Raw genomic sequence first — 25,054 nt, 5'->3', positions numbered from 1 at the left:
CCCGGTCTCATTCCGAACCCGGAAGCTAAGCCCGACCGCGCCGATGGTACTGCATGGGGGACCGTGTGGGAGAGTAGGTCACCGCCGAACAATTCGTCATGAGAGCCGTCCCGAACGCTTCGGGGCGGCTTTCGTGCGTTACGGTGGCCGATATGAGCGGCCGCGCGCACCTGATGTGGGACCAGGCAGTCACCGCGTACGACTTCGGTCCTGAACACCCCATGGATCCCGTTCGGTTGGTGCTGACCATGCGCCTCGTCGAGGAACTGGGGATCGACAAGGCCGTCGACGTCGTTGCCGCGCCCGCCGCCGGCGAGTCCACGTTGCGGCTCGTGCACCGGCAGGACTACATCGACGCCGTGCGGCGGGCCTCCGAGGCGCCGGCGGAAGCGGATCCCTCCTACGGGCTCGGGACCGTCGACGATCCGGCGTTCGCGGGGATGCACGAGGCGTCGGCGTTGATCGCCGGGCAGTCCGTGGCGGCGGCGGAGGCCGTGTGGGACGGGCGGGCGGTGCACGCCGTGAACTTCGCCGGGGGGCTTCATCATGCGATGCCCGGTGCCGCTTCGGGGTTCTGCGTCTACAACGACGCGGCGCTGGCCATCGCGCGGCTGCTGGAGTTGGGCGTAGAGCGGGTGGCGTACGTGGATGTGGACGTGCACCACGGCGACGGCGTACAGGCGGCGTTCTGGGATGACCCGCGGGTGCTGACCATCTCCGTCCACGAGCACCCCAGCACGCTCTTCCCCCAGACCGGCTGGCCGGAGGAGACCGGTGGGTCCGGGGCCGAGGGGCAGGCGGTGAACGTCGCGCTGCCGGCCGGGACCGGGGACGCGGGGTGGCTGCGGGCGTTCCACGCCGTCGTGCCGGAGCTGCTGGCGTCGTGGGGGCCCCAGGTGCTCGTGTCGCAGCACGGGGCCGACACGCACGCCGAGGATCCTCTGGCGCACCTCGCCGTCAGCCTGGACGCGCAGCGTGCGGTGATGGAGACGTGTCACGCCCTGGCGCACGCGCACGCGGACGGGCGCTGGCTGGCGCTCGGCGGGGGCGGGTACGCGGTCGTGGACGTCGTTCCGCGCTCCTGGGCGCATCTCTGCGCCATCTCCGCCGGCCACCCCGTTCTTCCGGCTACGGAGGTCCCCGAGAGCTGGCGGGCCGAGGCGCTGCGGCGGACCGGGCAGCAGGCCCCGTACCGGATGACCGACGGGCGTGACGCCTCCTGGGCGGACTGGGACGCGGGGTACGACCCGGGCTCGCCTCTGGATCGTGCGGTGCGTGCCGCGCGGCGGACGGCGTTCCCCGCCCACGGGCTGCTGCCCTGAAGGAGCCGGCCCCGCCGCGGCTTTCTTGTGGGCGAAATAGTCGGGAAGCCGCCCGTTCCGCCCGTAAGGGCGGCCAGAGTGGGGCGGGTGTTGACCGACGCACCCTTGTTGCGTAGGCATCTGCTGGCGACGGGCATCGCCGGGCCGGTGGCGACGAGCCGCGACAAGAGCCTCCGCAGGTATCAGCAGTTCGCGGCCCGCGATCCCCGGGTGCTGCTCGGACTGGAACCGGAACGCGATTGGTCGGTGGCCGAGTTGCTGCGGCTGATGGCGGAACGCTGCGGTACGAGCGGGGATCCGGGCCGGATCTCGGGCACCGAAGTCATCGATCCGGACCGTACGATCGACGCCCTGCACGCCTTCGCGGAGCGGCTGCGCGACGCCGCGCGCGACTGCGAGGCGGTGCTGTTCGGGACCGGGCATCCCGACCGCCTCCTCGGCTTCTACGCCCTCTTGGCTGCGGGGCTCTCGGCGGCTGGGTGCGTTGTTCTCACCCCCGGTGAGGGCAGAGATGTCGACATAACGACCCGATTCGGCGTACGCACATACCGGCTCAACTACCCCGGGTCCGTTGCCGTTCTGGGCGACCCGGGCCTCTCCGCCGGGCCCGCGACCAGGGGGGTCCATACTCACTCTCCGCTTCCCCTGCGTGCGGCACTCGGTGCCGCCGCGGCCGCGGGCGGGCCGCTGCCCGGGCTGGTGGTGGGGGACCACGGATGGGCCTGCGGGGCTGGTCAGTTGGGCATCGAGGCCATCGGTCTGGCGGACGCGGACGACCCGGCACTCTTCGTCGCCCAGGTGGAGGGTCAGGTGTCCGTCGTGGTGCCACTTGATGACTCTGTGCAACCGGACAGCTACGGGCCGGTGGCGGACTATGTGCTCAAACACGCCCGTCTGTCACTGTAGCCATGCGATCGCTACTCCTCTTCCCCACTTGCATCACCCGCCCCTAATCTGGGGAGGAGCGCGCATGCGAGGAGGAGGCACCGGAGGGGAAGCCGGTGTCCGTCATGTGCGGAAGGTTCAGGTGTGTCATGGCTGCAAGCGATAAGCCTCTCAACGAGGTTGTGTTCCTGACCGTGGCTGAAGTAGCCGCGGTGATGCGAGTGTCCAAGATGACCGTGTACCGATTGGTGCACAGCGGCCATCTGCCGGCGATCCGGGTGGGGAGGTCGTTCCGGGTACCGGAGCAGGCGGTGCACGAATACCTCCGCGAGTCGTATGTGGGGGTGGAGTCTGCCTGACGGGTCCGAGCGGTTGCGCACCCTCGATTACGTCAATCCAGTTCGCCCGGGTAGGCTTGGGCCCCTGTAAGACGTGTGGGCCCTTGCCCGCCCACCCCGACGGAGAGAAGTGAGCGAGGGTACCCGTGGGCTCTGTGATCAAGAAGCGGCGTAAGCGGATGGCGAAGAAGAAGCACCGCAAGCTGCTGAAGCGCACGCGAGTGCAGCGCCGCAACAAGAAGTAGCGGTAGCCCGCACCCGTTCCGCCGTCCATCCGCCTTTCCCGGCGGGTGGGCGGCGGTTGTGCGTGGTGGCGCGTTGTCCTGCGTATACGGTGGGGCGATCGCGCGTACGGGCAGGCAAGGAGAGGAAGGCGAAGGCCAGTGGGCAGAACCGTGCTCGTCACCGGCGTCGCCCGCCCCCTCGTCGGGCGCCTGGTCCGCCGGCTCATGCGGGAGCCGGACGTCGATCGCGTCGTCGGCGTCGACGCCAGGGCGCCCGAGCACCAGCTCGGCGGCGCCAACTTCGTACCGGCGGACATCCGCCACCCCGTGCTCGCCCGGATCCTCGTCGAGCACCGCGTCGACACCGTGATGCACATGGACGTCACCGGCACCCCGCTCACCCGCGGCGGCCGGGGGGCGGTCAAGGAGAACAACGTCATCGGGTCCATGCACCTGCTCGGCGCCTGCCAGCAGGCGCCGCGCGTGCGGCGGCTCGTCGTCAAGTCCACCACCAGCGTCTACGGCTCCGCGCCCCGCGACCCCGCCGTGTTCACCGAGAGCACGCCGCCCAAGGCGCTGCCCAGCGGCGGCTTCGCCAAGGACGCGGTGGAGGTCGAGGGGTACGTGCGCGGGTTCGCCCGGCGCCGCCCGGACGTCGCCGTGTGCGTGCTGCGGTTCGCCAACATCCTCGGCCCGCGCGTGGACACGCCGCTCGCCGAGTATCTGGCGCTGCCCGCCCTGCCCACGGTCCTCGGCTACGACCCGCGGCTGCAGTTCGTGCACGAGGACGACGTCATCGAGGTGCTGCTGCTCGCGGCCGGCGAGCCGCGCCGCGGCACGATCAACAGCGGCACGTTCAACATTGCCGGCGAGGGCGTGCTGCTGCTCTCCCAGGCCGCCCGCCGGCTCGGCCGTCCCACGGTCCCGGTGCCGCTGCCCGCGGTGACGTGGGTCGGCTCGGCGCTGCGGTCCGCGGGCATGACGGACTTCTCGCCGGAGCAGATCCGGCTGCTGACCCACGGGCGGGTCGTGGAGACGACGCAGATGCGTGAACTGCTGGGCTTCACGCCGGAGTACTCGACGGCGGAGGCGTTCGCCGACTTCGCCGCCGGGCGGGCGGCGGGGCTGCTGCCGCCGCGTGAGGTGCGGCGGGCCGTCGACGCGGTCGGCGAGCTGCTGGGGCTGCCGGGGACGCGGACCCCGGCGCAGGGGGACGGAGTTGCGAAGGAGTCGGTGCCCGATGGCTGACGCGAAGGTCATTCCGTTCGACGACGACCGCTCCCGCGGCGGAGGCGGCAAGTCCCGGCGCCGGTCAGGCGCGGGCCGGCCGCGGCGCGCGGACGGCGGCGGCGCTGCGGGCGCGGAGGCGGCGCTCTCCGCGCTGCCCGGCGGGGAGGGGCCCGCGGACGACGAGGGCGCGGACCGTACGGACGCGGCGGGGGACCCGGCAGGGGAGGCGGGCGCCGCGTCGGCGGACCGTACGGCACCGCCGGGCACCGAGGCCGCGGACGCGGTCGCCGAGGCGCTGCAGAGTGCCCTCATGAGCGCGCTGCCGCGGCTCCTGGGCGGCGGCTGGGAGCGCAGGGCCGCCGACGCCCTGGGCTTCCTGCGGCGGCGGCTGACGGGCGACTACGAGGTCGACGAGTTCGGCTTCGACGCGGAGCTGACCGACCAGGTGCTCGTGCCGCTCTTCCGGCCGCTCTTCGAGAAGTACTTCCGGGTGACGGTCAAGGGCATCGAGAACATCCCCGACACCGGCGGCGCGCTCGTCGTCGCCAACCACTCCGGAGTCGTGCCCTGGGACGGGCTGATGGCCCAGGTCGCCGTCCGCGACCACCACCCCGCCGACCGCCATCTGCGGCTGCTCGCGGCCGATCTGGTGTTCGTGCTGCCGTTCTTCAACCAGCTCGCCCGCAAGGGCGGGCACACGCTGGCCTGCGCCGACGACGCGGCGCGGCTGCTGGCGCGGGGCGAGGTCGTCGGCGTGATGCCGGAGGGGTTCAAGGGGATCGGCAAGCCCTTCGCCGACCGCTACAAGCTGCAGCGCTTCGGCCGCGGCGGCTTCGTCTCGACGGCGCTGCGGGCGGGGGCGCCGATCGTGCCGTGCTCGATCGTCGGGGCGGAGGAGATCTATCCGATGCTCGGCAACGCCAAGATGGTGGCGCGGCTGCTCGGGTTGCCGTACTTCCCGCTGACGCCGACGTTCCCGTGGCTGGGGGCGCTCGGGGCCGTACCGCTGCCGACGAAGTGGACGATCGAGTTCGGTGAGCCGATCCCCACGGACGGCTATCCGCCGGAGGCGGCGGACGACCCGATGCTGATGTTCAACCTCACCGACCAGGTGCGCGAGACGATCCAGCACACGCTGTACAAGCTGCTCGTCGAGCGGCGGTCGGTCTTCTTCTGACCCGTCACCGCTGCTCCGCCCGCTTCGCGCGCGTCCCTACTCCTCCTCGCCGATGTCGAGGCCCAGGTCGGGCAGCGGCAGCAGCGGCGGGAGGGTGATCTCGGGCTCCCTGGGCGGCTGCTCGGTAGGCGAGGTGCTGCTGTCGCCGGTCTCCTGGCCGCCAGTCTCGTCCCCGTCGGGCAGCACACCGCCGACGAGGCCGTCCTCGCCGACCAGCCCGTCCTCCTCGGTGGTGCTGGGCTTCGGCTCGCCGTCCTCGCCGACCTCGCCGTCGGCGGTGGCCGTGGACGACGGGGCGGGCTCGGCCTCGTCGGTGTCGGTGTGGCCGCCGCCGGTGCTCGCGGTGCCCGGCGCGCCGCCGCTGGGGGAGGTGTCGTCCTCGGGTCCGGGCAGCAGCGACGACAGCGGGGCTACGTCCTGCTTTATGGCGTCGAAGATTGAGCTGACCTCGTCGCCCAGGTCGCCCAGCTCGGGGGGAAGCCGCTCGCGCAACTGCTGCCAACTGCGCTCGTTCTTCTGCGAGAAGGCGGAGAGGGTCTGCATGGGGCCGAGCGAGCCGTCGTCGTCGTACGCGCCGCGCAGCAGCTTGCGGCCTTCGCCGGCATCGTGCCGTACGTTGTCGAGGGCTTCGCGGACCTCGCCCATCGACTCCGCGTCGAGGTCGCCGGCGCGGCCGCGCTCCATCAGGCGCCGCGCCTCGTTCAGCCGCGTGCTGGCCTGGTCGAGGTAGATCCGGCCGCGCTCGGTGTCGCCGTCGGCCATGCCGCGGCGCAGGTCCTCCATGCCGCGCTTGAGGCCGTAGAGGGTGTCGCCCGGGAGTGCGTCGGAGCTGACCGCGGCGGCGGCGCTGAACGCGCCGGCGGCGACGCCGACACCGGCGCTGCCGATGGCCACGCCGCGGGAGAGGCGGGAGTGCGGGCGCAGCCGGGACAGCGGTCCCGCCGCGCGGTGGGCGCCACGCTTGCGGGGCGCGGGGATCAGCGGGGCTTCGGTGCTCTCCGCGGTGTCCGTGTCCTCGGCGAGCATTGCCTCCATGGCGGCGATGAGCTGGGTCCGCTGGACGGTCTTGACCTCGGGGTCGAGGGTGGGCCCCGGCACCGAGGCGAGCCGTCCCGCCAGGCCCAGCAGCCGTGCTTGCTCGGGATCTGCCGCAAGCGCTTCCGCCTGCTGCGCCCGAGACTCCTCATCAAGGGCCTGGGCGAAGGCGTTCGCCCGTCGGTGTGCCGATACGGATCCGATCACGGGCGGCACCTCCTGTCGACTCGGGGTCTCTGTGTGGGACTCCCTATCCCGCCCGCATAGTTGTACTCCTTGACCCATTTCACCCGAAGGGGTGAGCCGAGGTGGACAACTCGCGACCGAAGAAGCCCTGCTACCCGCTCAACGACGGGCAGGGCAGTCGGGTTACGCGGTGGCGTTGATACTACTTCGGCGGGCGCGGACGCCCCGGGTATCGGAAGAGTCAAGGGAGATCGCTTCCCGTCAGCGGGCGTCGTCCGGCAGCAGCCGGGCCAGGGTGCGCACCGCCCGGTACTGCAGGGTCTTGATCGCGCCTTCGTTCTTGCCCATCACCTTGGCGGTCTCGGCCACCGACAGCCCCTGGAGGAAGCGGAGGGTCACGCACTCCTGCTGCTGGGGGTTGAGCTTGCGGACGGTCTCCAGCAGCGCGGTGTTGGAGAGCGACTCCAGCACGGAGTCCTCGGGGCTGCGCTCGGTCTCGCTGGGGTCGAGCATCTCGCCGGTGGTGACCTCCAGCCGGAACCGGCTGGACTTGAAGTGGTCCGCCACGAGGTTGCGCGCGATCGTCACCAGCCAGGCGCCGAAGTCGCGGCCCTGCCAGGTGAACGTGCCGATCCGGCGCAGCGCGCGCAGGAAGGTTTCCGAGGTGAGGTCCTCGGCCGTCGCCCGGCCGCCGACGCGGTAGTAGATGTAGCGGTAGACGGTGTCGGCGTACTGGTCGTAGAGCCGGCCGAACGCCTCGGTCTCGCCGGACTGGGCGCGCTCGACCAGGTCCATCATCCGGCGGCTGTCGCCGGTCGAGGGCTGCGGCTGCCTGGTCTGCCTGCCGCTGCGCTCGCGGGTGCCCGCGCCGCCGGCCTGCCGGCGTCTGCTGCCGACGGCGGCGCTGCCGTCGGTGAGGGCGTAGGCGGGGCCCGCGACCGGGCCGGCGGCGGGACTCGCGGCGGGGCCGGCGACGGCCAGGGCGGGCGAGAAGAGGCGCAGTTGCTCGATCACCTGCGCGCGCAGCGTAGCCAGACCTGAGGCGTCAACCCCGACGGATGAGTACACGGGACTCCCAGAGGCAGTGCTTCCATCACGTTCAGTGCGGGACCGTTGACCGGCGTAGGTATGCGCGGGCACCGGATTGCGTCTGAGGAGAATAACGCTTCGTGTCGGGCGCGCTACCTCCAGTTGCTCAAATCACCGTTTCCGTCCGATCTGTAGCGTATTGGCGACTCCTCAAGTATCAGCCGCCGGATTGAGTTTGATCGGTAAGTGACACGAACTGCCTGGTTCATGGGCGTGTTGTGTGTTTCCCGGAGGAATCGGTCACGGGTGCGCTGCCGGTGACCTGTTGACCGCGGGGCCGGGGACGCCGGCCGGGGCGTGGACACGCGGGCTCGATTCAGCGTCGGCGGCGCTGCAGTGCGGCCGCCGCGGCCGCGCCGCCGGCCACCGCGCCGACGCCCGCCGCGGCCGGGATGCCGACCTTCGCCGCCTTGCGGCCCGTACGGTAGTCGCGCAGCCGCCATCCGTGTTCGCGCGCGTGCCTGCGCAGTCGCGCGTCGGGGTTGATCGCGTACGGATGGCCGACGAGGGAGAGCATCGGGATGTCGTTGGCCGAATCGCTGTACGCGGCGCAGCGCGACAGCTCCAGCGTCTCGGCGGCGGCGAGGGCCCGTACCGCCTCGGCCTTGGCGGGGCCGTGCAGCACCTCGCCGACGAGCCGCCCGGTGTAGACGCCGCCGACGGACTCCGCGACCGTGCCGAGCGCGCCGGTCAGGCCGAGCCGGCGGGCGATGATCGTCGCGGTCTCGACGGGGGCGGCGGTGACGAGCCACACCTTCTGGCCGGCGTCGAGGTGCGCCTGCGCCAGCGCGCGGGTGCCGGGCCAGATGCGCTCGGCCATGTACTCGTCGTAGATCTCCTCGCCCATCTCCATGAGATCGGCGACGCGATGGCCCTGCACGATGGAGAGCGCGCTGGACTGCGCGTCCTCCATGTGTCCCGAGTGCTCGGCGCCGGCGAGGCGGAAGTACGCCTGCTGCCAGGCGAACCGGGCGAGATCGCGGGTGCGGAAGAACTTGCGCTTGTAGAGCCCGCGGCCGAAGTGGTAGAGCGCGGCGCCCTGCATGATCGTGTTGTCGAGGTCGAAGAAGGCCGCCGCGTGCACGTCGCCGTGGACGGGGAAGTCCGGTTCCTCGTCCTCTTTCGCCGCCTTCGCTCCGGCGTCCGCCGTGACGTCCCCCGCGCGCGCGGCTTCCGCGTGCTCCAGCTCCTGTGACGTCTTGCGTGCCGCCTCGGCCGCGGCCTCGCCGGCCGCGACGCTGCGCGCGGTCGCGCGGCGTCTGCGGCTGAGCCATCCGAATGCGGCCATGCCGATGAGCATAACGGCGCGAGGCGGGCCAACCAGTGTCGAGGGGCTGGGCCTCCGCGGACGCGCGCGTGAACTCCCGGGTGATTCCTGCCCGTCTCTGTACGCCCCTTGCCCGGCTCCTTTCGTTGTGTGCCCGCTCTCTGTCCTGTTCTGCTCGCTTACGGGCGGCTCCGGATGCCCGTGGGGGACGGCACAATCGATGGCATGAGCCTGTTGCGACGTAAGAGCACCGCCTCCGCGCCCGCCCCCGCCGACCGGACCGTGACCCTCCTCGGCAAGCCCGGCTGCCACCTGTGCGACGAGGCGCGCGAGGTGGTCGTCTCCGTCTGCGCGGAGCTGGGCGCCGGCTGGGAGGAGCGGGACATCACGCGGGACGAGGAACTGTACCGGCGCTACTGGGAGCAGATCCCGGTGGTCCTCGTGGACGGTGAGCAGCACGACTTCTGGCGGGTCGACCCGGAGAGGCTGCGGCGGGCGCTGCGGTCATGACCCGCGGGGTGACGCCCGTCACTTTGCCCGGACAAAGCGGACACCATCTTTGTGCACGCGTTCACAAAGGCATAGCCTGCTCTCATCAGTGCGGTTTCGCCCCGGCGGGCCGTACGCGGCACCGCGCTAGCGTCAGGAGCACTGTGGCAACTGGCCGAACTCACCGAACGGCGACCCGTAGCCGAGGGATCCCCGAGGCCACCGTCGCCCGGCTCCCGCTTTATCTGCGGGCCCTCACGGCGCTCTCGGAGCGCTCCGTGCCCACGGTCTCCTCCGAGGAACTGGCCGCCGCCGCCGGCGTCAACTCGGCGAAGCTGCGCAAGGACTTCTCGTACCTCGGCTCCTACGGCACCCGCGGCGTCGGCTACGACGTCGAGTACCTCGTCTACCAGATCTCACGCGAGCTCGGCCTCACCCAGGACTGGCCCGTGGTCATCGTCGGTATCGGTAACCTCGGCGCCGCCCTCGCCGGCTACGGCGGCTTCGCCTCCCGCGGCTTCCGCGTCGCCGGGCTCATCGACGCCGACCGGGCCATGACCGGCAAGCAGGTCGCGGGCCTGACCGTGCGGCACACCGACGAACTGGAGCCGCTGATCAAGGAGAGCGGCGTCTCCATCGGCGTCATCGCCACCCCCGCGGGCGCCGCGCAGGCCGTCTGCAACCGGCTGGTGGAGGCGGGCGTCACCTCGATCCTCAACTTCGCGCCGACCGTGCTGAACGTCCCCGAGGGCGTCGACGTGCGCAAGGTCGACCTCTCGATAGAGCTGCAGATCCTCGCCTTCCACGAGCAGCGCAAGGCCGGCGAGGAGGCCGAGCTGCGCGAGGCCGAGGCGGCCGCCGCGGCGGCACGCGGCGGCACGCCGGAGGCGGACGCGGTGGCGGGCCCCAGCGCCGCCGCGAAGAAGCGCACCGGGCAGGGGCCCGACGGGGACGTGCCCGCCGTGATGCCCGCATGAGTGTCCTCGTCGTCGGCCTCAGCCACCGCAGCGCGCCCGTGAGCGTGCTGGAGCGGGCCTCGCTCGCGCCCGACGCGCGCGCGAAGCTGCTCGCGGACGCGGTGGCGGCGGCTCCGGTCACGGAGGCCGCGGTGCTGGCCACGTGCAACCGGATCGAGCTGTACGCCGCGGTGGACAAGTTCCACGCGGGCGTCGCCGAGCTGTCGACGCTGCTGGCGCAGCACGCGGGCGCGAGCCTGGAGGAGCTGACGCCGCACCTCTACGTGCACTACGAGGACCGCGCCGTGCACCACCTCTTCACGGTGGGCTGCGGACTGGACTCCATGGTCGTCGGCGAGGGGCAGATCCTCGGCCAGATCAAGGAGTCGCTGGCGCTCGGGCAGCGGCTGCACACCGCGGGCCGGACGCTGAACGACCTCTTCCAGCAGGCGCTGCGGGTCGGCAAGCGGGCGCACAGCGAGACGGGGATCGACAAGGCGGGGCAGTCGCTGGTCTCGTTCGGGCTTGCGCAGCTCGCGGCCGGCGCCCCGGTGGCCGAGTGGGTGGCGGGACGCCGCGCGCTGGTGATCGGCGCGGGCTCGATGTCGTCGCTGGCGGCGACGGTGCTGGCGCGGGCCGGGGCGGCGGAGCTGGTGATCGCCAACCGCACGTACGAGCGCGCGGAGCGCCTGGCGGCGAGCCTGAACGCGGGATCCGCGGTCGCGGGCGGCTGGAGCACGGGGCCGACTGCGGCGGACACCGGTGCGCCCGCGGCGGGTTCGATCCCGTCGCAGACCGGGCCCGCGGAGGGCACCGGCGGGCCGGCGGCCCGTGCGGTGCGGGTCGAGGAGATCGCGGACGAGCTGGTGACGGCGGACGTGGTCGTCTCCTGTACGGGCGCGACGGGCCTGGTGCTGACGGCCGACGAGGTGCGCGGCGCGCTGCGCCGCCGGGACGGGGACACCCCCCTCGCTCTGCTCGACCTGGCCATGCCGCGTGATATCGATCACGCCCTGCACGAGACGCCCGGGGTGCGGTTCGTCGACATCGAGGCCCTCGCCGGGGCCAGCGCCGATGCGCCCATGGCCGCCGATGTGGACCAGGTGCGGGCCATCGTCGCCGGCGAGGTCGACGACTTCGGCGCCGCGCAGCGCGCCGCCAGCATCACGCCCACCGTGGTCGCGCTGCGGACCATGGCCCAGGACGTCGTCGCGGGCGAGATCGCCCGTTTGGAGGGTAGGCTGCCCGGGCTCGACGAACGTCAGCGGGCCGAGGTGGCGCAGACCGTGCGCCGCGTCGTGGACAAGCTGCTGCACGCGCCGACCGTACGGGTCAAGGAGCTGGCCGCCACCCCCGGCGGAGCGGGGTACGCGGACGCCCTGCGGGAGCTCTTCGACCTCGACCCGGCCACCGTCGACGCCGTCAGCCGCGCGGACTCCGGCCGCGCGGCGGCCAGCGCACGCAGTGAACGGGAGCCGTCATGACCGCAGCCAAGCCGACGCAGGCGAAGGGGGCCGGGGCGCAGGAAGCCCCGCGCTTCCAGCGCCCGTTGCGCCTCGGCACGCGGCGAAGCAAGCTCGCGCTCGCGCAGTCCGAGCAGGTTGCCGAATCGGTACGCCGTCTCACCGGGCGCCCCGTCGAGCTGGTCGAGATCACCACCTACGGGGACGTGTCCCGGCAGCACCTCTCCGAGATCGGCGGCCAGGGCGTCTTCGTCGCCGCCCTGCGCGAGGCCGTGGTGCACGGCGAGGTGGACCTCGCGGTGCACTCGCTGAAGGACCTGCCGACCACGCAGCCCGAGGAGCTGGTCATCGCCGCCGTGCCGCCCCGCGAGGACCCGCGGGACGTGCTCGTCGCCCGCGACGGCCTCGGCTTCGAGGACCTGCTCGCCGCCGGCGCCCGGCCCCGTATCGGCACCGGCTCCGCGCGCCGCGCCTGCCAGTTGCACGCCTGGGCCCGCTCCCTCGGCGGCGCGATAGAGACCGTCCCGGTCCGCGGGAACGTCGACACCCGTATCGGGTACGTACAGAAGGGCGAGTTCGACGCCGTCGCGCTCGCCGCCGCGGGGCTCAGCCGCCTCGGCCGGCTGGCCGAGGTCACCGAGCTGATCCCCCTGGACGCAGTCTTGCCCGCCCCCGGCCAGGGGGCCCTGGCGGTCGAGTGCGCCTCGTCGAGCGCGCACCTCGCCGCCCAGCTCGCGGAGCTCGACGACCCGCAGACGCGGGTCGCCGTCACCGCCGAGCGGACGCTGCTCGCCGCCCTGGAGGCCGGCTGCAGCGCGCCCGTGGGCGCGCTCGCCGACCTGCACGCGGAGGGTCCCTCCGGGGCCGCACTGGGCACAGCGTCCACTGTCACCGAGATGCGCCTGCGCGGCGTCGTCGGCACCCCCGACGGCTCCGCTCTGGTGCAGATGTCCGCCACCGGCCCCGTGCCGGCGTCGTACGACGACGCCGTGGCGCTCGGACGCGAGCTCGCAGAAGAGATGCTCGCCAAGGGCGCGGCCGGTCTGATGGGGGAGCGACTTTGAGCCCCACGCCTTCGACCCGTAAGGCCAGCGCGTCGGCGCGTACCGCAGCGACCGGCGCGGCCCGGCCGCCCGGTCCCGCCGCCCGCGGGCACGTCACGTTCCTGGGCGCAGGACCCGGGGACCCCGGACTGCTGACGCTGCGCGCCGTGGAAGCGCTGTCTGCGGCAGACGTCCTGATCGCCGACCCCAAGGTCCTCGCCGTCGTACGCGCCCACGCGCGCGTCGGCGCGGTCATGCCGCACACGTCGTCGGCGGCCGCGCCCGCGGCGCATACGTCGGCGGCCGCGGGGGACGACGAACCGCCAACGGCCGCTGACGCAGGCCATCTTGTCATGGAGGCCGCGCGCGCCGGCAGGCGGGTCGTGCATGCCGTGGCGGGCGATCCGGGCCTCGACGGCGGTGCCGCGCAGGCGATGCGCGCGTGCGCCGCCGAGGGCATCTCCTTCGAGGTGGTGCCCGGGGTCGCGACCGCCGTCGGCGTGCCCGCGTACGCCGGCGTGCCGCTGCACGACCCGCAGGGTACGGACGTACGCGTCGTGGACGCGGCGACCGCCTCGGAGCAGATCTGGGGCGAGGCGGGCGCCAGCGACTGCACGCTCGTGGTGCAGACGTCCCTGGAGGCCACCGCGGCGACGGCGCGCGAGCTGGTCGCCGCGGGCCGCAAGCCGGACACCCCGATGACGGTCACGCTCGCGGGCACGACGACGCGGCAGCGGACGTTCAGCGCCACGCTCGGCAGCGTCGCGCAGGTGCTGAAGGCCGCGAAGGTGCTGCCGTCGCCGGACGCCGGACAGGCGGTCATAGCGGTCGTCGGCGAGCAGAGCGCACCGGCCCGCCGCGAGCAGTTGGCCTGGTTCGAGTCCAAGCCGCTCTTCGGCTGGCACGTGCTCGTGCCGCGGACGAAGGAGCAGGCGGCGTCGCTCTCCGAGCAACTGCGCTCGTACGGTGCCGTGCCGCACGAGGTGCCGACCATCGCCGTCGAGCCGCCGCGCACCCCGCAGCAGATGGAGCGGGCGGTCAAGGGCCTGGTCACCGGGCGGTACGAGTGGATCGCCTTCACGTCCGTCAACGCCGTCAAGGCGGTGCGGGAGAAGTTCGAGGAGTACGGGCTGGACGCCCGCGCGTTCGCCGGGATCAAGGTCGCCGCGGTCGGCGAGCAGACGGCGGCGGCGCTGGTGGAGTTCGGCGTACGGCCCGACCTGCAGCCCAGCGGCGAGCAGTCGTCCCACGGGCTGCTGGAGGACTGGCCGCCGTACGACCCGGTCTTCGACCCGATCGACCGGGTGTTCCTGCCGCGGGCCGACATCGCCACCGAGACGCTCGTGGCGGGGCTGAAGGACCTCGGCTGGGAGGTCGACGACATCACCGCGTACCGCACGGTGCGCGCGTCGCCGCCGCCGGCCGAGACCCGCGAGGCGATCAAGGGCGGCGGGTTCGACGCCGTGCTCTTCACCTCGTCCTCGACGGTGCGGAACCTCGTCGGCATCGCGGGCAAGCCGCACAACGTGACGGTCATCGCCTGTATCGGCCCGGCCACGGCGAAGACGGCGGAGGAGCACGGGCTGCGCGTCGACGTCATGGCGCCGGAGCCGTCCGTGCACCGGCTGGCCGAGGCGCTGGCGGAGTTCGGCGCGCGGCGCCGGGCGGCGGCGGTCGAGGCCGGGGAGCACGTCACCCGGCCCAGCGAGCGCAGGCCGCGGCGGCGGGCGCGGACGACGACCACGAGCTGACGGGGGCCCGGCGGGGATGTCACCGCGGGGGCGTACGGTGGAATCCACCCGGCCCCCCGCGGCCCGGTGGGGGGCGCGTCCGCATGTGCCCTCCTTCGCCGGGCCGGTCATCGGCCGCCCCGGAGCACCACGGAGGTAAGCACACGTGTCCGGCACCGACGCCCCGCACCCCGGCCCTGTCACCGTTCCCGTCGTCCGCCCGCGGCGGCTGCGCACCACGCCCGCGATGCGGCGCATGGTCGCCGAGACCCGGCTGCACCCGGCGGAGCTGATCCTTCCCGCCTTCGTACGCGAAGGCATCGACGAGCCGGCGCCGATCGCGTCCATGCCGGGCATCGTGCAGCACACCCGCGACTCCCTGAAGAAGGCGGCCGCCGAGGCCGTCGCCGAGGGCGTCGGCGGGATCATGCTCTTCGGCGTCCCCGAGGAGCACAAGAAGGACGCGGTCGGCTCGGCCGGCACGGACCCGGACGGCATCCTCCAGGTCGCGCTCCGCGACGTGCGGGCCGAAGTCGGGGACGACTTGGTGATCATGTCCGACGTGTGCCTGGACGAGACCACCGACCACGGGCACTGCGGGGTGCTGGACGCCGCGGGCCGGGTCGACAACGACGCGACGCTCGTGCGGTACGCGGAGATGGCCGTGGTGCAGGCGGACGCCGGGGCGCACGTGCTGGGGCCGAGCGGCATGATGGACGGCCAGGTCGCGGTCATCCGCGAGGCCCTGGACCGGGCCGGCCACCAGGACGCGGGGATCCTCGCGTACGCCGTGAAGTACTCCTCCGCCTTCTTCGGGCCCTTCCGCGAGGCGATCAACTCCTCGCTGCAGGGCGACCGGAAGACGTACCAGCAGGACCCGCCGAACGCCCGCGAGGCGCTGCGGGAGCTCTCCCTCGACCTCGCGGAGGGCGCCGACATGGTGATGGTCAAGCCGGCCGGTCCGTACCTGGACGTGCTGCGCCGGGTCGCCGACGAGTCGGACGTGCCGGTGGCGGCGTACCAGATCTCGGGTGAGTACGCGATGGTCGAGGCGGCGGCGGAGCGCGGCTGGGTGGACCGGGACGCGGCGATGATGGAGACGCTGACGGGGATCAGGCGGGCCGGGGCGCAGATGATCCTGACGTACTGGGCGATGGACGCGGCCCGGAAGCTGCGCGGCTGACGCGCGGGGGCCGAGCGGCGCGCCGCCGCCCCGGCCCTCTTGCGCGACGCCTGCCAGCAGCCCCGCCAGCCGGGCGCGGGCCGGCACGGCGATGGTGAACGCGCCGGTGATCCGCCCCGTGCGCACCAGGTCCTCCGCCTCCGCCGGGGCCACGCTGAACACGCGGCGGCCCCCCGGGCGGGCTCGGCGGTCGCCGCCTGCCGGGACGCCGCGGCGGAAGGCGGTAGCCACTGGTTGTCCCGCGCCTGGGCCATGACCGGGTACCGGTCACGGAGATCTGCGAGGGGCCGTGCGCCGTGTACGGGGACGGGCGCGGGGCGGCTCCGCCGTGGCCGGGGGAGCCGCCCCGCGGGACCGGCGCCGTCAGCGCCGGCGCGCGCGCAGCACCGCGTCGTGGTGTTCGGCCGGCTGGTCGGGGCCGTGGTGTTCGTGGCCTTCCGGGGCCCGGCGGATGCGGACTTCCGCGACGTCGATGTCCCAGGCGTCCGTGGCCAGGTCCGCCGCCACGTCCTCTGCGGTGAAGTGCACGCCCGGGTGGGCCTCGGCGATGTCCGCGGCACGGGGGTCCGTCTCGTGGTGGCCGACGACCAGCAGGGTGCCGCCGGGGGCCACCATCGCCGCGAGGCGGCCGAAGAGCGCCCGGCGGGAGGCGGTGGTGTGGACGTAGTGGGTGGTGACCAGGTCGAAGGGGGCGCCGTCCGGGGCGGAGCCCGTCAGGTCGGCCCGTACCCACGAGATGCGTCCCGCGACCTCCGCGCCGCGTGCCTCGGCGTGGGCGCGGGCGCGGTCCAGCGCGGTGGCGGAGATGTCCACCGCCGTCACCCGCCAGCCGCGCTCGGCGAGCCAGATGGCGTCGGCGCCCTCGCCGCAGCCGGCCTCCAGCGCGGTGCCGGGCGGCAGGCCGGCGAGTTCGGTCATGAGCTGCGTGTTGGGGCGGCCGCTCCAGATCGCGTCGCGGGCGCGGTACTTCTCTTCCCAGTACGCCTCGCCGAACTCTTCCGTCGCGTTCGTCATCCCGGTGTCCCTCTCTGTCGTCGTCTCGGTCGGTACGTACGTCACACGCCGACCCGGCGGGCGGCGACCGCCCGGCGGGCGTCCTCGGCGGCGAGGTCCGCGTTGATCTGCGCGCCGGCCATGGCGCCGGCCGACGAGGCGGCGTGGACCTGCGCGGTCATGTCGGTGACGTTGCCCGCGACCCACACCCCCGGTACGTCGGTGCGGCCGGTGGCGTCGGCGGGGACGTGCTCGCCCATGCCGGACGGGTGGGCGACGGGCGTGAGGCCGAGGGCGGTCAGGAGCCCGCTGCGGGCCACCATGCGCGGGGCCACCGCGAGCGCCTGGCGGGGGACGACGGTGCCGTCCGCGAGGCGCACGCCGGTGAGCCGGTCGGCGGCGATCTCCAGGCCGGCGACCTCACCGGTGACGACGCGCACGCCGAGGGCGTCCAACTGCTCGGCGTCCTCGCCCGCCGGAGGCTCCGTGGTGTGGGCGAAGTACGTGACGTCGGCGCTCAACTGCCGGAACAGCAGCGCCTGGTGCAGCGCCATCGGCCCGGTCGCGAGCACGCCGATGGCCTGGTCGCGGACCTCCCAGCCGTGGCAGTACGGGCAGTGCAGCACGTCCCGGCCCCAGCGCTCGCGCACGCCGGGGACGGCGGGCAGTTCGTCGACGAGCCCGGTGGTGACGAGGAGCCGCCGGGCCCGTACGGTCCGGCCGCCGGCGAGGGTGACGGCGAAGCCGCCCTCGCCTTCCCCGGCCGCGCCGTCGCGGGCGCCGTCCGCCGGCTCCCGGGCCACCCCGGTGACCTCGCCGGGCACCACGTGGCCCCCGTACCCGCGCACCTCAACCCTGCCGCGCGCCAGCAGCTCGCCCGGGGGCATGCCCTCGCGGCCCAGCAGCCCGTGCACGCCGTCCGCCGGCGCGTTGCGCGGGGCACCCGCGTCGATCACCGCCACGGAGCGGCGGGAGCGGGCCAGCATCAGCGCGCCGGTCAGCCCGGCGGCGCCGCCGCCGACCACCACGGCCTCGTAGCTCTCCGCCGGCTCGTCGGCCGCCCCGGGGCCCTCCGCCCACGCGGCGGTCCCCGCCCACTCGGCGATACCGGCCCTCTCGGCCCTGTCGGCCCCTTCGGTCACGTCGACCACCTCCATGCCGACGACCATGCGGCCGGCACCGCCGGATACGCAAACTCTATTGCCGATATGGCAAACTCTCCGTATGGCCGACACCGACAGCGCCCCCGACCCCGACGGCGAGCCGGGCACCGCCCTCACCGCCGTCGGCCCCCGCCTGCGCGAGCTGCGCCGCCAGCGCGAGCAGACGCTCGCCGAGCTCTCCGCGGCCACCGGGATCTCGGTGAGCACCCTGTCCCGGCTGGAGTCCGGCAGCCGCCGCCCCACGCTGGAACTGCTGCTGCCGCTGGCCCGCGCCCACGGCGTCACGCTCGACGAGCTGGTCGGCGCCCCGCCCACCGGCGACCCCCGCATCAACCTGCGCCCGGTCACCCGCAACGGCATGACGATGCTGCCGCTGTCCCGCCGGGCCGGCGGCATCCAGGCGTTCAAGCTGATCCTGCCCGCGGGCAGCGGGCGCCGGGAGCCGGACCTGCGCACCCACGAGGGCTACGAGTGGATGTACGTGATGAACGGCCGGCTGCGCGTCGTGCTCGGCGAGCACGACCTGATCCTCGAACCCGGCGAGGCCGCCGAGTTCGACACGCGCGTACCGCACTGGTTCGGCGCGGCGGATGACGAACCGGTGGAGTTCCTCAGCCTCTTCGGCGGTCAGGGCGAGCGCGCCCACCTGCGCGCCCGCCCGAAGTCGGCCTCGTAGCGGAGGAGCCGCCGGGCGGCCGCTGTCAGTGCGGCGCGATAGCTTCCCGGGCATCTTGCGGCGAACCGTCGAAAGGGAAGTCATGTCCTGCCCGGAGCTGCCCCGGACCGCGTCCGGCGAGGTGCTGGTGATCTGCACGTACTACGACAAGGGCGAGCCCTGCTGGGGCGGGCTGGGCGACCGGACCGGGGACGGCGCCGCGACCGTCCCTGACGGCGGCGGCCCGGTGCGGCTGCGCCGCGTCGCCGACGCCGGCTGGGACGGCCTGCGCGGCGGGAACGTGCCCGCGCTCCTCCCGGGCGGCGGATCCGACGCGCCCGTCGCCGTCCTGGTGGACTGCGCCGCGGTGTACGGCGGCGAGCCGCTGCTGGTGGACGTGGCGGCGATACCCGGGCGCGGGGCCCGGATAGCGGCGGACCGGCTCGGGGAGATCCTGGGCGCGCTGCTCGACGGGACGCTCGTGTTCGACGATCTCGTCCGCGTGATGGACGGGCAGGGCACCTACCAGGGCGATGCCGGGCGTCCGGCCTTCCCCGCGCCGACGACCCCGCCACCCCGGTCCTTCCCGGCCCTGCCCGCCACCGACGGCGCCCTGCTGGTCCGCACCTCTTTCGAGGACGACGAGGGCTGGCGCGCCCTGCTGGCCGAGCTTGGCGGGACCGACGAGGAGGGGTGGGTCGGTGCGGATATTGACCCGGACGACATCGACGTGGACGAGTACCCGCTGACGGCGCTGGTCGTGGACGACCCCGCCTACGCGGGCCTGCCGCCCGGCGCGGTCCCGGCACTGGTCCCGCCCGGGGGGCACGCCGTGGTGGTCGCGCTCGCCGACGCCGGCACCTTCGCCGGGGCGGACCGGCCGCTGGTCGCCGTCGACCTCGACGACGTCCCGGGCCACATCGCCGTCCTGCCGTGGCGCGAAGCGGGCTCCATGGTCTGCAACCTGGAGATCGCCAACATGGACTTCTCCGACTACGTCGCCGTGGAGGGCGTGAAGCCGTGGTGGGAGGACGCGTAGGCGCGACCGGCGGGCGCGGGCGCCAGGGTCTGTCTTCACTCTCGCGTCGTTCGCCCGTAGGGGGGCGGCGCAGGGGGCACCGCCCACGCCCCCCCCGGGCGTAGGGGGAGTCTGGTGCGTGCGATCGCAAGGCGGAGGGCCGACCGCATAGGGGGCCTCTTCGGTCGATCCCGACAACGCAGCGAGCGTGCGTGCCGGGCTCCTCCCCCACAGCGCGCTGCGCGCACGTGGGCGGTACCCCCAGCCGCAGACGGGAGAGTGAAGACAGATCCTAGGACTGCTCAGTGAGGAACGTCTGCAGGACGGCGGTCAGTTCGGCCGGGGCGTCTTCCTGGACCAGGTGGCCCGCGCCCTCGAACAGTTCAAGACCGGCGTGCGGGACGAGGGCGTGCAGTTCGTGCGCCTTGGCGACGGGGATCCAGGTGTCGTCCGTGCCCCAGCAGATGAGCGCGGGCAGGTCGATCTCGCCGTAGCGGGGCTGGATCTCGTCGGTATAGCGCTGGTCGGCCTGGGCGATCTGGCGGTAGAAGGCCGGGCGGCCGGCGTCGTCGGTCCAGGGCGCGACGAGGGCGTCGAGGACCACCGGGTGGAGGCCGGGGCCGCCGGTGGTGGTGATGTACTCGCGGACCAGCGCGGTGTGCAGTGCCGCCGGGAGCTGCTCGAAGACGGGGGCGTTGTCCCGTACGAGACGGAAGAACGGCGAGCCCCAGGGGGCGAGCGCGACGGAGTCGACGAGGGCCAGCGCGCGGTACGTGGCGCCGTGCAGCAGGTGCGCGCGCAGCGCGACGGCGCCGCCGAAGTCGTGCGCGACGACCAGCGGCTCGTCCAACCGCCAATGATCAAGCAGTTGGACGAAGATCCGCCCCTGCGCGTCGAGCGAGACGTCCTGTCCGGCGCGCTTCTCCGACTGCCCGTACCCGGGCATGTCCCAGACGTACACCTCGCGCCCCCGCGCCAGCGCCCGCGCGACGGCCCGCCAGGTGTACGACGACCACGGCGTCCCGTGCAACAACACCACCGGCCGCCCCCCGGCAGCACCGAGCCGGTCCCAGCGGACCTCCCCGGCGGCGCTGGGGAAGGTCCGCGTCAACTGCCAGTCGCTCATGACGAGCACCCTACGGGAGCCGCCCGCGACCGGTCGGTCAGAGGCGCTCCGGCGTGCGGATGCCCAGGAGGGCCATGCCGGTGTTGAGGGTCCGGGCCGTCAGGTCGCTGAGGAAGAGGCGGTTCTCCACCTGCGCGGGGGTGTCCGCCTTCAGGACCGGGCAGTGCTCGTAGAACGTCGTGAAGAGCGACGCGAGTTGGTAGAGGTACGCCGCGATCTTGTGCGGCGCGTGCTCCTCCGCCGCCTCCGCGACCACCGCGGCGAAGCCGTCCACGTGCAGGCCCAGCGCCCGCTCCGCCGGTTCGAGCGCCAGCTCCGGGTGGGCCGCCGGGTGCGCGGTGTCGCCGGCGCGCCGGAGGATGGAGCGGATCCGGGCGTACGCGTACTGGAGGTAGACCGAGGTGTCGCCGTGCAGGGACACCATCTGGTCCAGGTCGAACTTGTAGTCCCGGGCCGCGGACGTGGACAGGTCGGCGTACTTGACCGCGCCGATGCCCACCTGCGCGCCGCGCTCGGCGATCTCCGCCTCCGTCAGCGGCGGCACCGCCTTGTCGGCCTTCTCCCGGACCACCGACGACGCCCGGTCGATCGCCTCGTCGAGCAGATCCTCCAGCCGTACGGTCGTGCCCGCCCGGGTCTTGAACGGCTTGCCGTCCTTGCCCAGGACCGTGCCGAACGCGAGCTGCGTCGCCGTCACGTCGCCGTCGAGCCAGCCCATCCGGCGGGCCGTCTCGAAGACCATCCGGAAGTGCAGCGACTGCCGGTGGTCCACGACGTAGAGCAGGGTCTGCGCCTTGAGGTTGAACACCCGGTCGCGGATGGCGGACAGGTCGGTGGCCGCGTACCCGTAGCCGCCGTCGGACTTGCGGACGATCAGCGGGACCGGCTGGCCGTCCTGGCCCTTGATGTCGTCGAAGAAGACGCACAGCGCGCCCTCGGAGTCGACCGCGACGCCCGCGTCCGCGAGCAGCTCGCAGGTCTCGTCCAGCATGTCGTTGTAGCCGGACTCGCCGACGATGTCGGCGTCCCTGACCTCCATGTCGAGCTTGTCGAAGACGGAGAAGAAGTAGAGCTTCGACTCGTCCACGAACCGCTGCCACAGCGCCCGCGTCTCCGGGTCGCCCGACTGCAGCGCGACGACCCGGCGCCTGGCCCGCTCCTTGAAGGCGTCGTCGGCGTCGAAGACGGCGCGGGCGGCCTTGTAGAGCCTGTTGAGGTTCGAGGCGGCCTCTTCGCCGGAGACGGCGGCGCCGTCGGCGCCGCCGTGGTCCAGCTCGTGCGGGTGCTCGTCCAGGTACTGGATGAGCATGCCGAACTGCGTGCCCCAGTCGCCGATGTGGTGCCGCCTGACCACCGTTTCGCCGGTGAACTCCAGCACCCGCACGAGCGAGTCGCCGATGACCGCCGAGCGCAGGTGCCCGACGTGCATCTCCTTCGCCACGTTCGGCTGGGCGTAGTCGATGACGGTCGTGCCGGGGGCGTCCGCGTACGGCACGCCGAGGCGGTCGTCCGCGGCGCGGGCGGCGAGGTTCGATGTGATCGCCGCGTCCGTCACCGCGATGTTGAGGAAGCCGGGCCCGGAGACCTCGACGTCCGCGAGCACGTCGCCCGCGTCGACCCGCTCGGCGACCTGGCCCGCCAGCTCCCGCGGGTTGGTCTTCAGCCGCTTGGCCAGCGCCAGCATCCCGTTGGCCTGGAAGTCCGCCCTGTCGCTGCGTCGCAGCAGGGGGTCAGCGTCCGCCTCCTGCGGCAGTGCTGCCGCAAGGGCGTCCGCGACGCGCTGCCGGACCTGGGTGGCGAGGGACGGGACTGAGGCCATGTTCGTGATCGCCGCTTCCTTCTTGGAGGTGGGACGGGCCCTCAGTATCCCATGCAGGGCAAGGCGATTTTGTTTGGGAGAATGGGTCCCGCAAGCGCTGCAGAGACGCGCGAGAGAGGAAGTCAGGACTGTGGGTGCCACCACCGAGGCCGCCGACTGGGTCTCCCGTTTCGCCGACGAGGTCATCGCCGAGGCGGAGCGCCGAGCCCCCGGCAAACCGGTGGTCTGCGCCTCCGGCCTGTCCCCTTCGGGCCCGATCCACCTGGGCAACCTGCGCGAGGTGATGACCCCGCACCTGGTGGCGGACGAGATCCGCCGCCGCGGCGTCCCCTGCGAGCACCTGATCTCCTGGGACGACTACGACCGCTTCCGCAAGGTGCCCGTCGGCGTCGAGGGCGTCGACGAGTCCTGGGCGGAGCACATCGGCAAGCCGCTGACCTCCGTGCCCCCGCCCGCGGGCAGCCCGCACGCGAGCTGGGCCGCGCACTTCAAGGCGGCCATGGAGGGCGCGCTCGCCGAGATGGGCGTGACGTACCGCGGCATCAGCCAGACGGAGATGTACACGGCGGGTGCGTACCGCGAGCAGATCCTCTTCGCGATGCGGCACCGCGCCGAGATCGACGCGGTGCTCGCCGAGTTCCGCACGAAGCCGAAGCAGCAGAAGAAGCAGCAGCAGAAGCCGGTGGACGAGGCGGAGCTGGCCGCGGCCGAAGGCTCCGGCGCCGCCGACGAGGACGACGGCCTGACGGCCGGCGGCGCGTACTACCCGTACAAGCCGTACTGCGGGGTCTGCGGGCGCGACCTGACGACGGTCACCGCGTACGACGACGAGACCACCGAGCTGACGTACACCTGCGCCTGCGGGCACGGCGAGACCGTGCGGCTCGCCGAGTTCGACCGCGGCAAGCTCGTGTGGAAGGTCGACTGGCCGATGCGCTGGGCATACGAGGGCGTGGTCTTCGAGCCCTCCGGCGTCGACCACCACTCGCCCGGCTCCTCGTGGAACGTCGGCGGCAAGCTCGTCGGGATCTTCGGCTGGGAGCGGCCGATCGGCCCGATGTACGCGTTCGTCGGCATCAGCGGCATGGCGAAGATGTCGTCGTCGAAGGGCGGGGTGCCGACGCCCGCCGAGGCACTGGAGATCATGGAGCCGATGCTGCTGCGCTGGCTGTACGCGCGCCGCCGGCCGAACCAGTCGTTCAAAGTCGCCTTCGACCAGGAGATCCAGCGGACGTACGACGAGTGGGACGCCCTCGTCCGCAAGGTCGGCGCGGGCACGGCGCAGCCGGGCGACGTCGCGGCGTACGAGCGCGCCGCGGGCACCGCCGGCGGGCCGCTGCCGGCGACGCCGCGCCCGCTGCCGTACCGCATGCTCGCCTCCGTGACCGACGTGACCGCGGGCGACGACGAGCAGACGCTGCGGATCCTCGCCGACGTCGATCCGGAGCACCCGCTGACGTCGCTGGCCGACGCGCGGCCGCGGCTGGACAAGGCGGAGCGCTGGATCACCACGCAGGTCCCGGCCGACCAGCGCACCCAGGTACGCAAGGACGCGGACGCGGAACTGCTGGCGTCGCTGGGCGACGGCGAGCGCGAGCTGCTGCGGCTGCTGCTCGCCGGTCTCGATGAGCACTGGTCTCTGGACGGGCTGACGACGCTGCTGTACGGGGTGCCGAAGCTGCGCGCCGGGCTGCCCGCGGACGCGAAGCCGACGCCGGAGCTGAAGGCTGAGCAGCGGGCGTTCTTCGCGCTGCTGTACCGGCTGCTGGTGGGCCGCGACACCGGGCCGCGGCTGCCGACGCTGCTGCTGGCGGTCGGGCAGGAGCGGGTGCGGGAGCTGCTGGGCGGCTGAAGCCGCGGGGCGGGGCGCCGCCGGCCGGTCAGGCGGTGCCCATGCCCTGGTTGTAGCGCGCCTTCAGCTCGTGGGTGTACGTGCGCAGGTAGCGCTCGCCCAGTGTGCGGCCGTCGGCGTACTGGACGCCGTGGACGTCGCGCAGGTACCGGGCGAACACGCGCGCGGACGGGAAGCGGCCCTCGTCCACCACGTACTGGCGGTAGAAGCCGAAGAGCGCGTCGTCGTACGGCACGCCGTCCGGCAGCCCGACGACCTCGGCGCTGTCGTCGGCGGGCACGGGCGGCGCGACGGGCTCGGGTGCCGGCTCGGGTTCGGGTTCGGGCTCCCGGGGCGGCGGGACGGCGGCGGGCGCCCGCTGCGCCGCGGCCCGCTGGTGGCCGTTGACGGCGGCGGGGGCGCGCAGATCGCGGCGCGGCGCGGGCCCCGGGATCGTCGCGACGGGCTCGGGGGCGGGCAGCGGCTCGGGTTCCGGCACGGGCACGGGGGAGGTCGCGGTGGCGGGCGGCGCGGGCTGGGCCTGCGGGGCCGCGGCCGCTGGCTGGTACGCGACCTGGGCGGGCGGCGCGGTCTGTACAGGCGGCACAGCCTGTGCGGTCTGTGCATTTTGTGCAATTTGGTCGGTTTGTACGTCCTGTGCGGGCTCCAGGGCGTGCGCCGTCCGCGCGGCCGACCCGGCCGGCCGCAGCGGCGCGTCGATGCCCGCCGCCGCGAGACCCGCCTGCGCCGTCTCCGCCAGCGGCACCCCGTACCGCGCCAGCTTCAGCGGCATGACCGCCTCCACCGGCGCCTTCCGCCGCCACGCCCGGCC

Annotated in this window: 22 protein-coding genes, 1 rRNA gene and 1 pseudogene; 16 read left to right on the top strand and 8 right to left on the bottom strand. The window is 73.5% G+C overall.

All coding sequences use genetic code 11. The features are described 5' to 3' along the window. The 7 genes from rrf to FB457_RS34640 all read left to right on the top strand — a co-directional run. A 5S ribosomal RNA gene (gene rrf / locus FB457_RS34670) occupies positions 1-90 on the top strand; the annotation flags it as partial. 62 nt (positions 91-152) lie between these two features. Next, the gene (locus FB457_RS34665) at positions 153-1,322 is read left to right on the top strand and encodes an acetoin utilization protein AcuC (protein WP_047017401.1); all 1,170 of its coding nucleotides are present in this window, start codon (positions 153-155) and stop codon (positions 1,320-1,322) included. 87 nt (positions 1,323-1,409) lie between these two features. Continuing rightward, a complete protein-coding gene (locus FB457_RS34660) occupies positions 1,410-2,228 on the top strand; it encodes a phosphatase (RefSeq protein WP_145784666.1) in 819 nt (272 codons plus the stop codon). A gap of 128 nt (positions 2,229-2,356) precedes the next feature. Then, entirely contained in the window at positions 2,357-2,566 is a 210-nt protein-coding gene (locus tag FB457_RS34655) for a helix-turn-helix domain-containing protein (protein ID WP_158691643.1), read from the top strand. A 125-nt stretch (positions 2,567-2,691) separates the two neighbouring features. Further along, on the top strand, positions 2,692-2,790 hold the full coding sequence (locus FB457_RS34650; RefSeq protein WP_003948845.1) for a 30S ribosomal protein bS22: 99 nt from the start codon (positions 2,692-2,694) through the stop codon (positions 2,788-2,790). A gap of 138 nt (positions 2,791-2,928) precedes the next feature. Further along, positions 2,929-4,017 carry an NAD-dependent epimerase/dehydratase family protein gene (locus FB457_RS34645; RefSeq protein ID WP_145784664.1) on the top strand — a complete coding sequence of 363 codons (1,089 nt, stop codon included), beginning with the start codon at positions 2,929-2,931 and terminating at the stop codon, positions 4,015-4,017. Further along, positions 4,010-5,176 (top strand): lysophospholipid acyltransferase family protein, encoded by a 1,167-nt coding sequence (locus FB457_RS34640; RefSeq protein WP_145784662.1) that lies wholly within the window; start codon positions 4,010-4,012, stop codon positions 5,174-5,176. The genes FB457_RS34645 and FB457_RS34640 overlap by 8 nt, the downstream gene beginning before the upstream one ends. A 36-nt stretch (positions 5,177-5,212) precedes the next feature. Here the strand turns inward: FB457_RS34640 and FB457_RS34635 are convergent, their stop codons facing one another. The 3 genes from FB457_RS34635 to FB457_RS34625 form a co-directional block, all read right to left on the bottom strand. Then, positions 5,213-6,427: a DUF5667 domain-containing protein gene (locus tag FB457_RS34635; protein WP_078898394.1), complete on the bottom strand. Its 1,215-nt coding sequence runs from the start codon at positions 6,425-6,427 to the stop codon at positions 5,213-5,215. 231 nt (positions 6,428-6,658) lie between these two features. Continuing rightward, positions 6,659-7,465, bottom strand: a complete 807-nt coding sequence (locus tag FB457_RS34630) for an ECF subfamily RNA polymerase sigma factor, BldN family (protein WP_047017405.1) — start codon at positions 7,463-7,465, stop codon at positions 6,659-6,661. Between the two features lie 337 nt (positions 7,466-7,802). After that, positions 7,803-8,774: an HAD-IB family hydrolase gene (locus tag FB457_RS34625; protein WP_145784660.1), complete on the bottom strand. Its 972-nt coding sequence runs from the start codon at positions 8,772-8,774 to the stop codon at positions 7,803-7,805. Between the two features lie 204 nt (positions 8,775-8,978). Here FB457_RS34625 and FB457_RS34620 point away from each other — a divergent pair, with 204 nt between their 5' ends. From FB457_RS34620 to hemB, 6 genes are all read left to right on the top strand, one after another. After that, complete coding sequence (locus FB457_RS34620; RefSeq protein ID WP_145784659.1) at positions 8,979-9,263, top strand: glutaredoxin family protein; 285 nt, start codon at positions 8,979-8,981, stop codon at positions 9,261-9,263. A 143-nt stretch (positions 9,264-9,406) separates the two neighbouring features. Next, the gene (locus FB457_RS34615; RefSeq protein ID WP_145784657.1) at positions 9,407-10,219 is read left to right on the top strand and encodes a redox-sensing transcriptional repressor Rex; all 813 of its coding nucleotides are present in this window, start codon (positions 9,407-9,409) and stop codon (positions 10,217-10,219) included. Further along, entirely contained in the window at positions 10,216-11,682 is a 1,467-nt protein-coding gene (locus FB457_RS34610; RefSeq protein WP_047017408.1) for a glutamyl-tRNA reductase, read from the top strand. The genes FB457_RS34615 and FB457_RS34610 overlap by 4 nt, the downstream gene beginning before the upstream one ends. Beyond that, on the top strand, positions 11,679-12,725 hold the full coding sequence (gene hemC, locus FB457_RS34605; protein ID WP_047017409.1) for a hydroxymethylbilane synthase: 1,047 nt from the start codon (positions 11,679-11,681) through the stop codon (positions 12,723-12,725). Before FB457_RS34610 ends, hemC begins: the two co-directional genes overlap by 4 nt. Beyond that, positions 12,722-14,455: a bifunctional uroporphyrinogen-III C-methyltransferase/uroporphyrinogen-III synthase gene (locus tag FB457_RS34600; RefSeq protein WP_078898396.1), complete on the top strand. Its 1,734-nt coding sequence runs from the start codon at positions 12,722-12,724 to the stop codon at positions 14,453-14,455. Before hemC ends, FB457_RS34600 begins: the two co-directional genes overlap by 4 nt. A gap of 145 nt (positions 14,456-14,600) precedes the next feature. After that, entirely contained in the window at positions 14,601-15,617 is a 1,017-nt protein-coding gene (hemB, locus tag FB457_RS34595) for a porphobilinogen synthase (protein ID WP_047017410.1), read from the top strand. A gap of 363 nt (positions 15,618-15,980) precedes the next feature. Here hemB and FB457_RS34590 read toward each other — a convergent pair whose 3' ends face one another. Together FB457_RS34590 and FB457_RS34585 are read right to left on the bottom strand one after the other, a co-directional pair. Then, positions 15,981-16,631, bottom strand: a complete 651-nt coding sequence (locus tag FB457_RS34590) for a class I SAM-dependent methyltransferase (RefSeq protein WP_145784655.1) — start codon at positions 16,629-16,631, stop codon at positions 15,981-15,983. Positions 16,632-16,672: 41 nt separating this feature from the next. Beyond that, entirely contained in the window at positions 16,673-17,779 is a 1,107-nt protein-coding gene (locus FB457_RS34585) for an NAD(P)/FAD-dependent oxidoreductase (protein WP_145784654.1), read from the bottom strand. A 55-nt stretch (positions 17,780-17,834) separates the two neighbouring features. Between FB457_RS34585 and FB457_RS34580 the strand changes: the two genes are divergently transcribed. Together FB457_RS34580 and FB457_RS34575 are read left to right on the top strand one after the other, a co-directional pair. Then, positions 17,835-18,449, top strand: coding sequence for a helix-turn-helix domain-containing protein (locus tag FB457_RS34580; RefSeq protein WP_145784652.1), 615 nt, complete (start codon positions 17,835-17,837; stop codon positions 18,447-18,449). Positions 18,450-18,531: 82 nt separating this feature from the next. Next, positions 18,532-19,467, top strand: coding sequence for a DUF6924 domain-containing protein (locus FB457_RS34575; protein WP_047017413.1), 936 nt, complete (start codon positions 18,532-18,534; stop codon positions 19,465-19,467). 271 nt (positions 19,468-19,738) lie between these two features. Here FB457_RS34575 and FB457_RS34570 read toward each other — a convergent pair whose 3' ends face one another. Further along, a complete protein-coding gene (locus tag FB457_RS34570) occupies positions 19,739-20,572 on the bottom strand; it encodes an alpha/beta fold hydrolase (protein WP_145784650.1) in 834 nt (277 codons plus the stop codon). 37 nt (positions 20,573-20,609) lie between these two features. Beyond that, a complete protein-coding gene (argS, locus tag FB457_RS34565) occupies positions 20,610-22,391 on the bottom strand; it encodes an arginine--tRNA ligase (RefSeq protein ID WP_145784649.1) in 1,782 nt (593 codons plus the stop codon). Positions 22,392-22,521: 130 nt separating this feature from the next. Between argS and lysS the strand changes: the two genes are divergently transcribed. Next, a complete protein-coding gene (gene lysS / locus FB457_RS34560) occupies positions 22,522-24,243 on the top strand; it encodes a lysine--tRNA ligase (RefSeq protein WP_145784647.1) in 1,722 nt (573 codons plus the stop codon). A gap of 28 nt (positions 24,244-24,271) precedes the next feature. Here the strand turns inward: lysS and FB457_RS34555 are convergent. Next, positions 24,272-25,054 (bottom strand): annotated as a pseudogene (locus FB457_RS34555) (DUF2637 domain-containing protein); the annotation flags it as partial.

This window comes from Streptomyces sp. CNZ287, from assembly GCF_007827615.1.
This window is presented reverse-complemented; position numbering and strand designations above follow the sequence as displayed.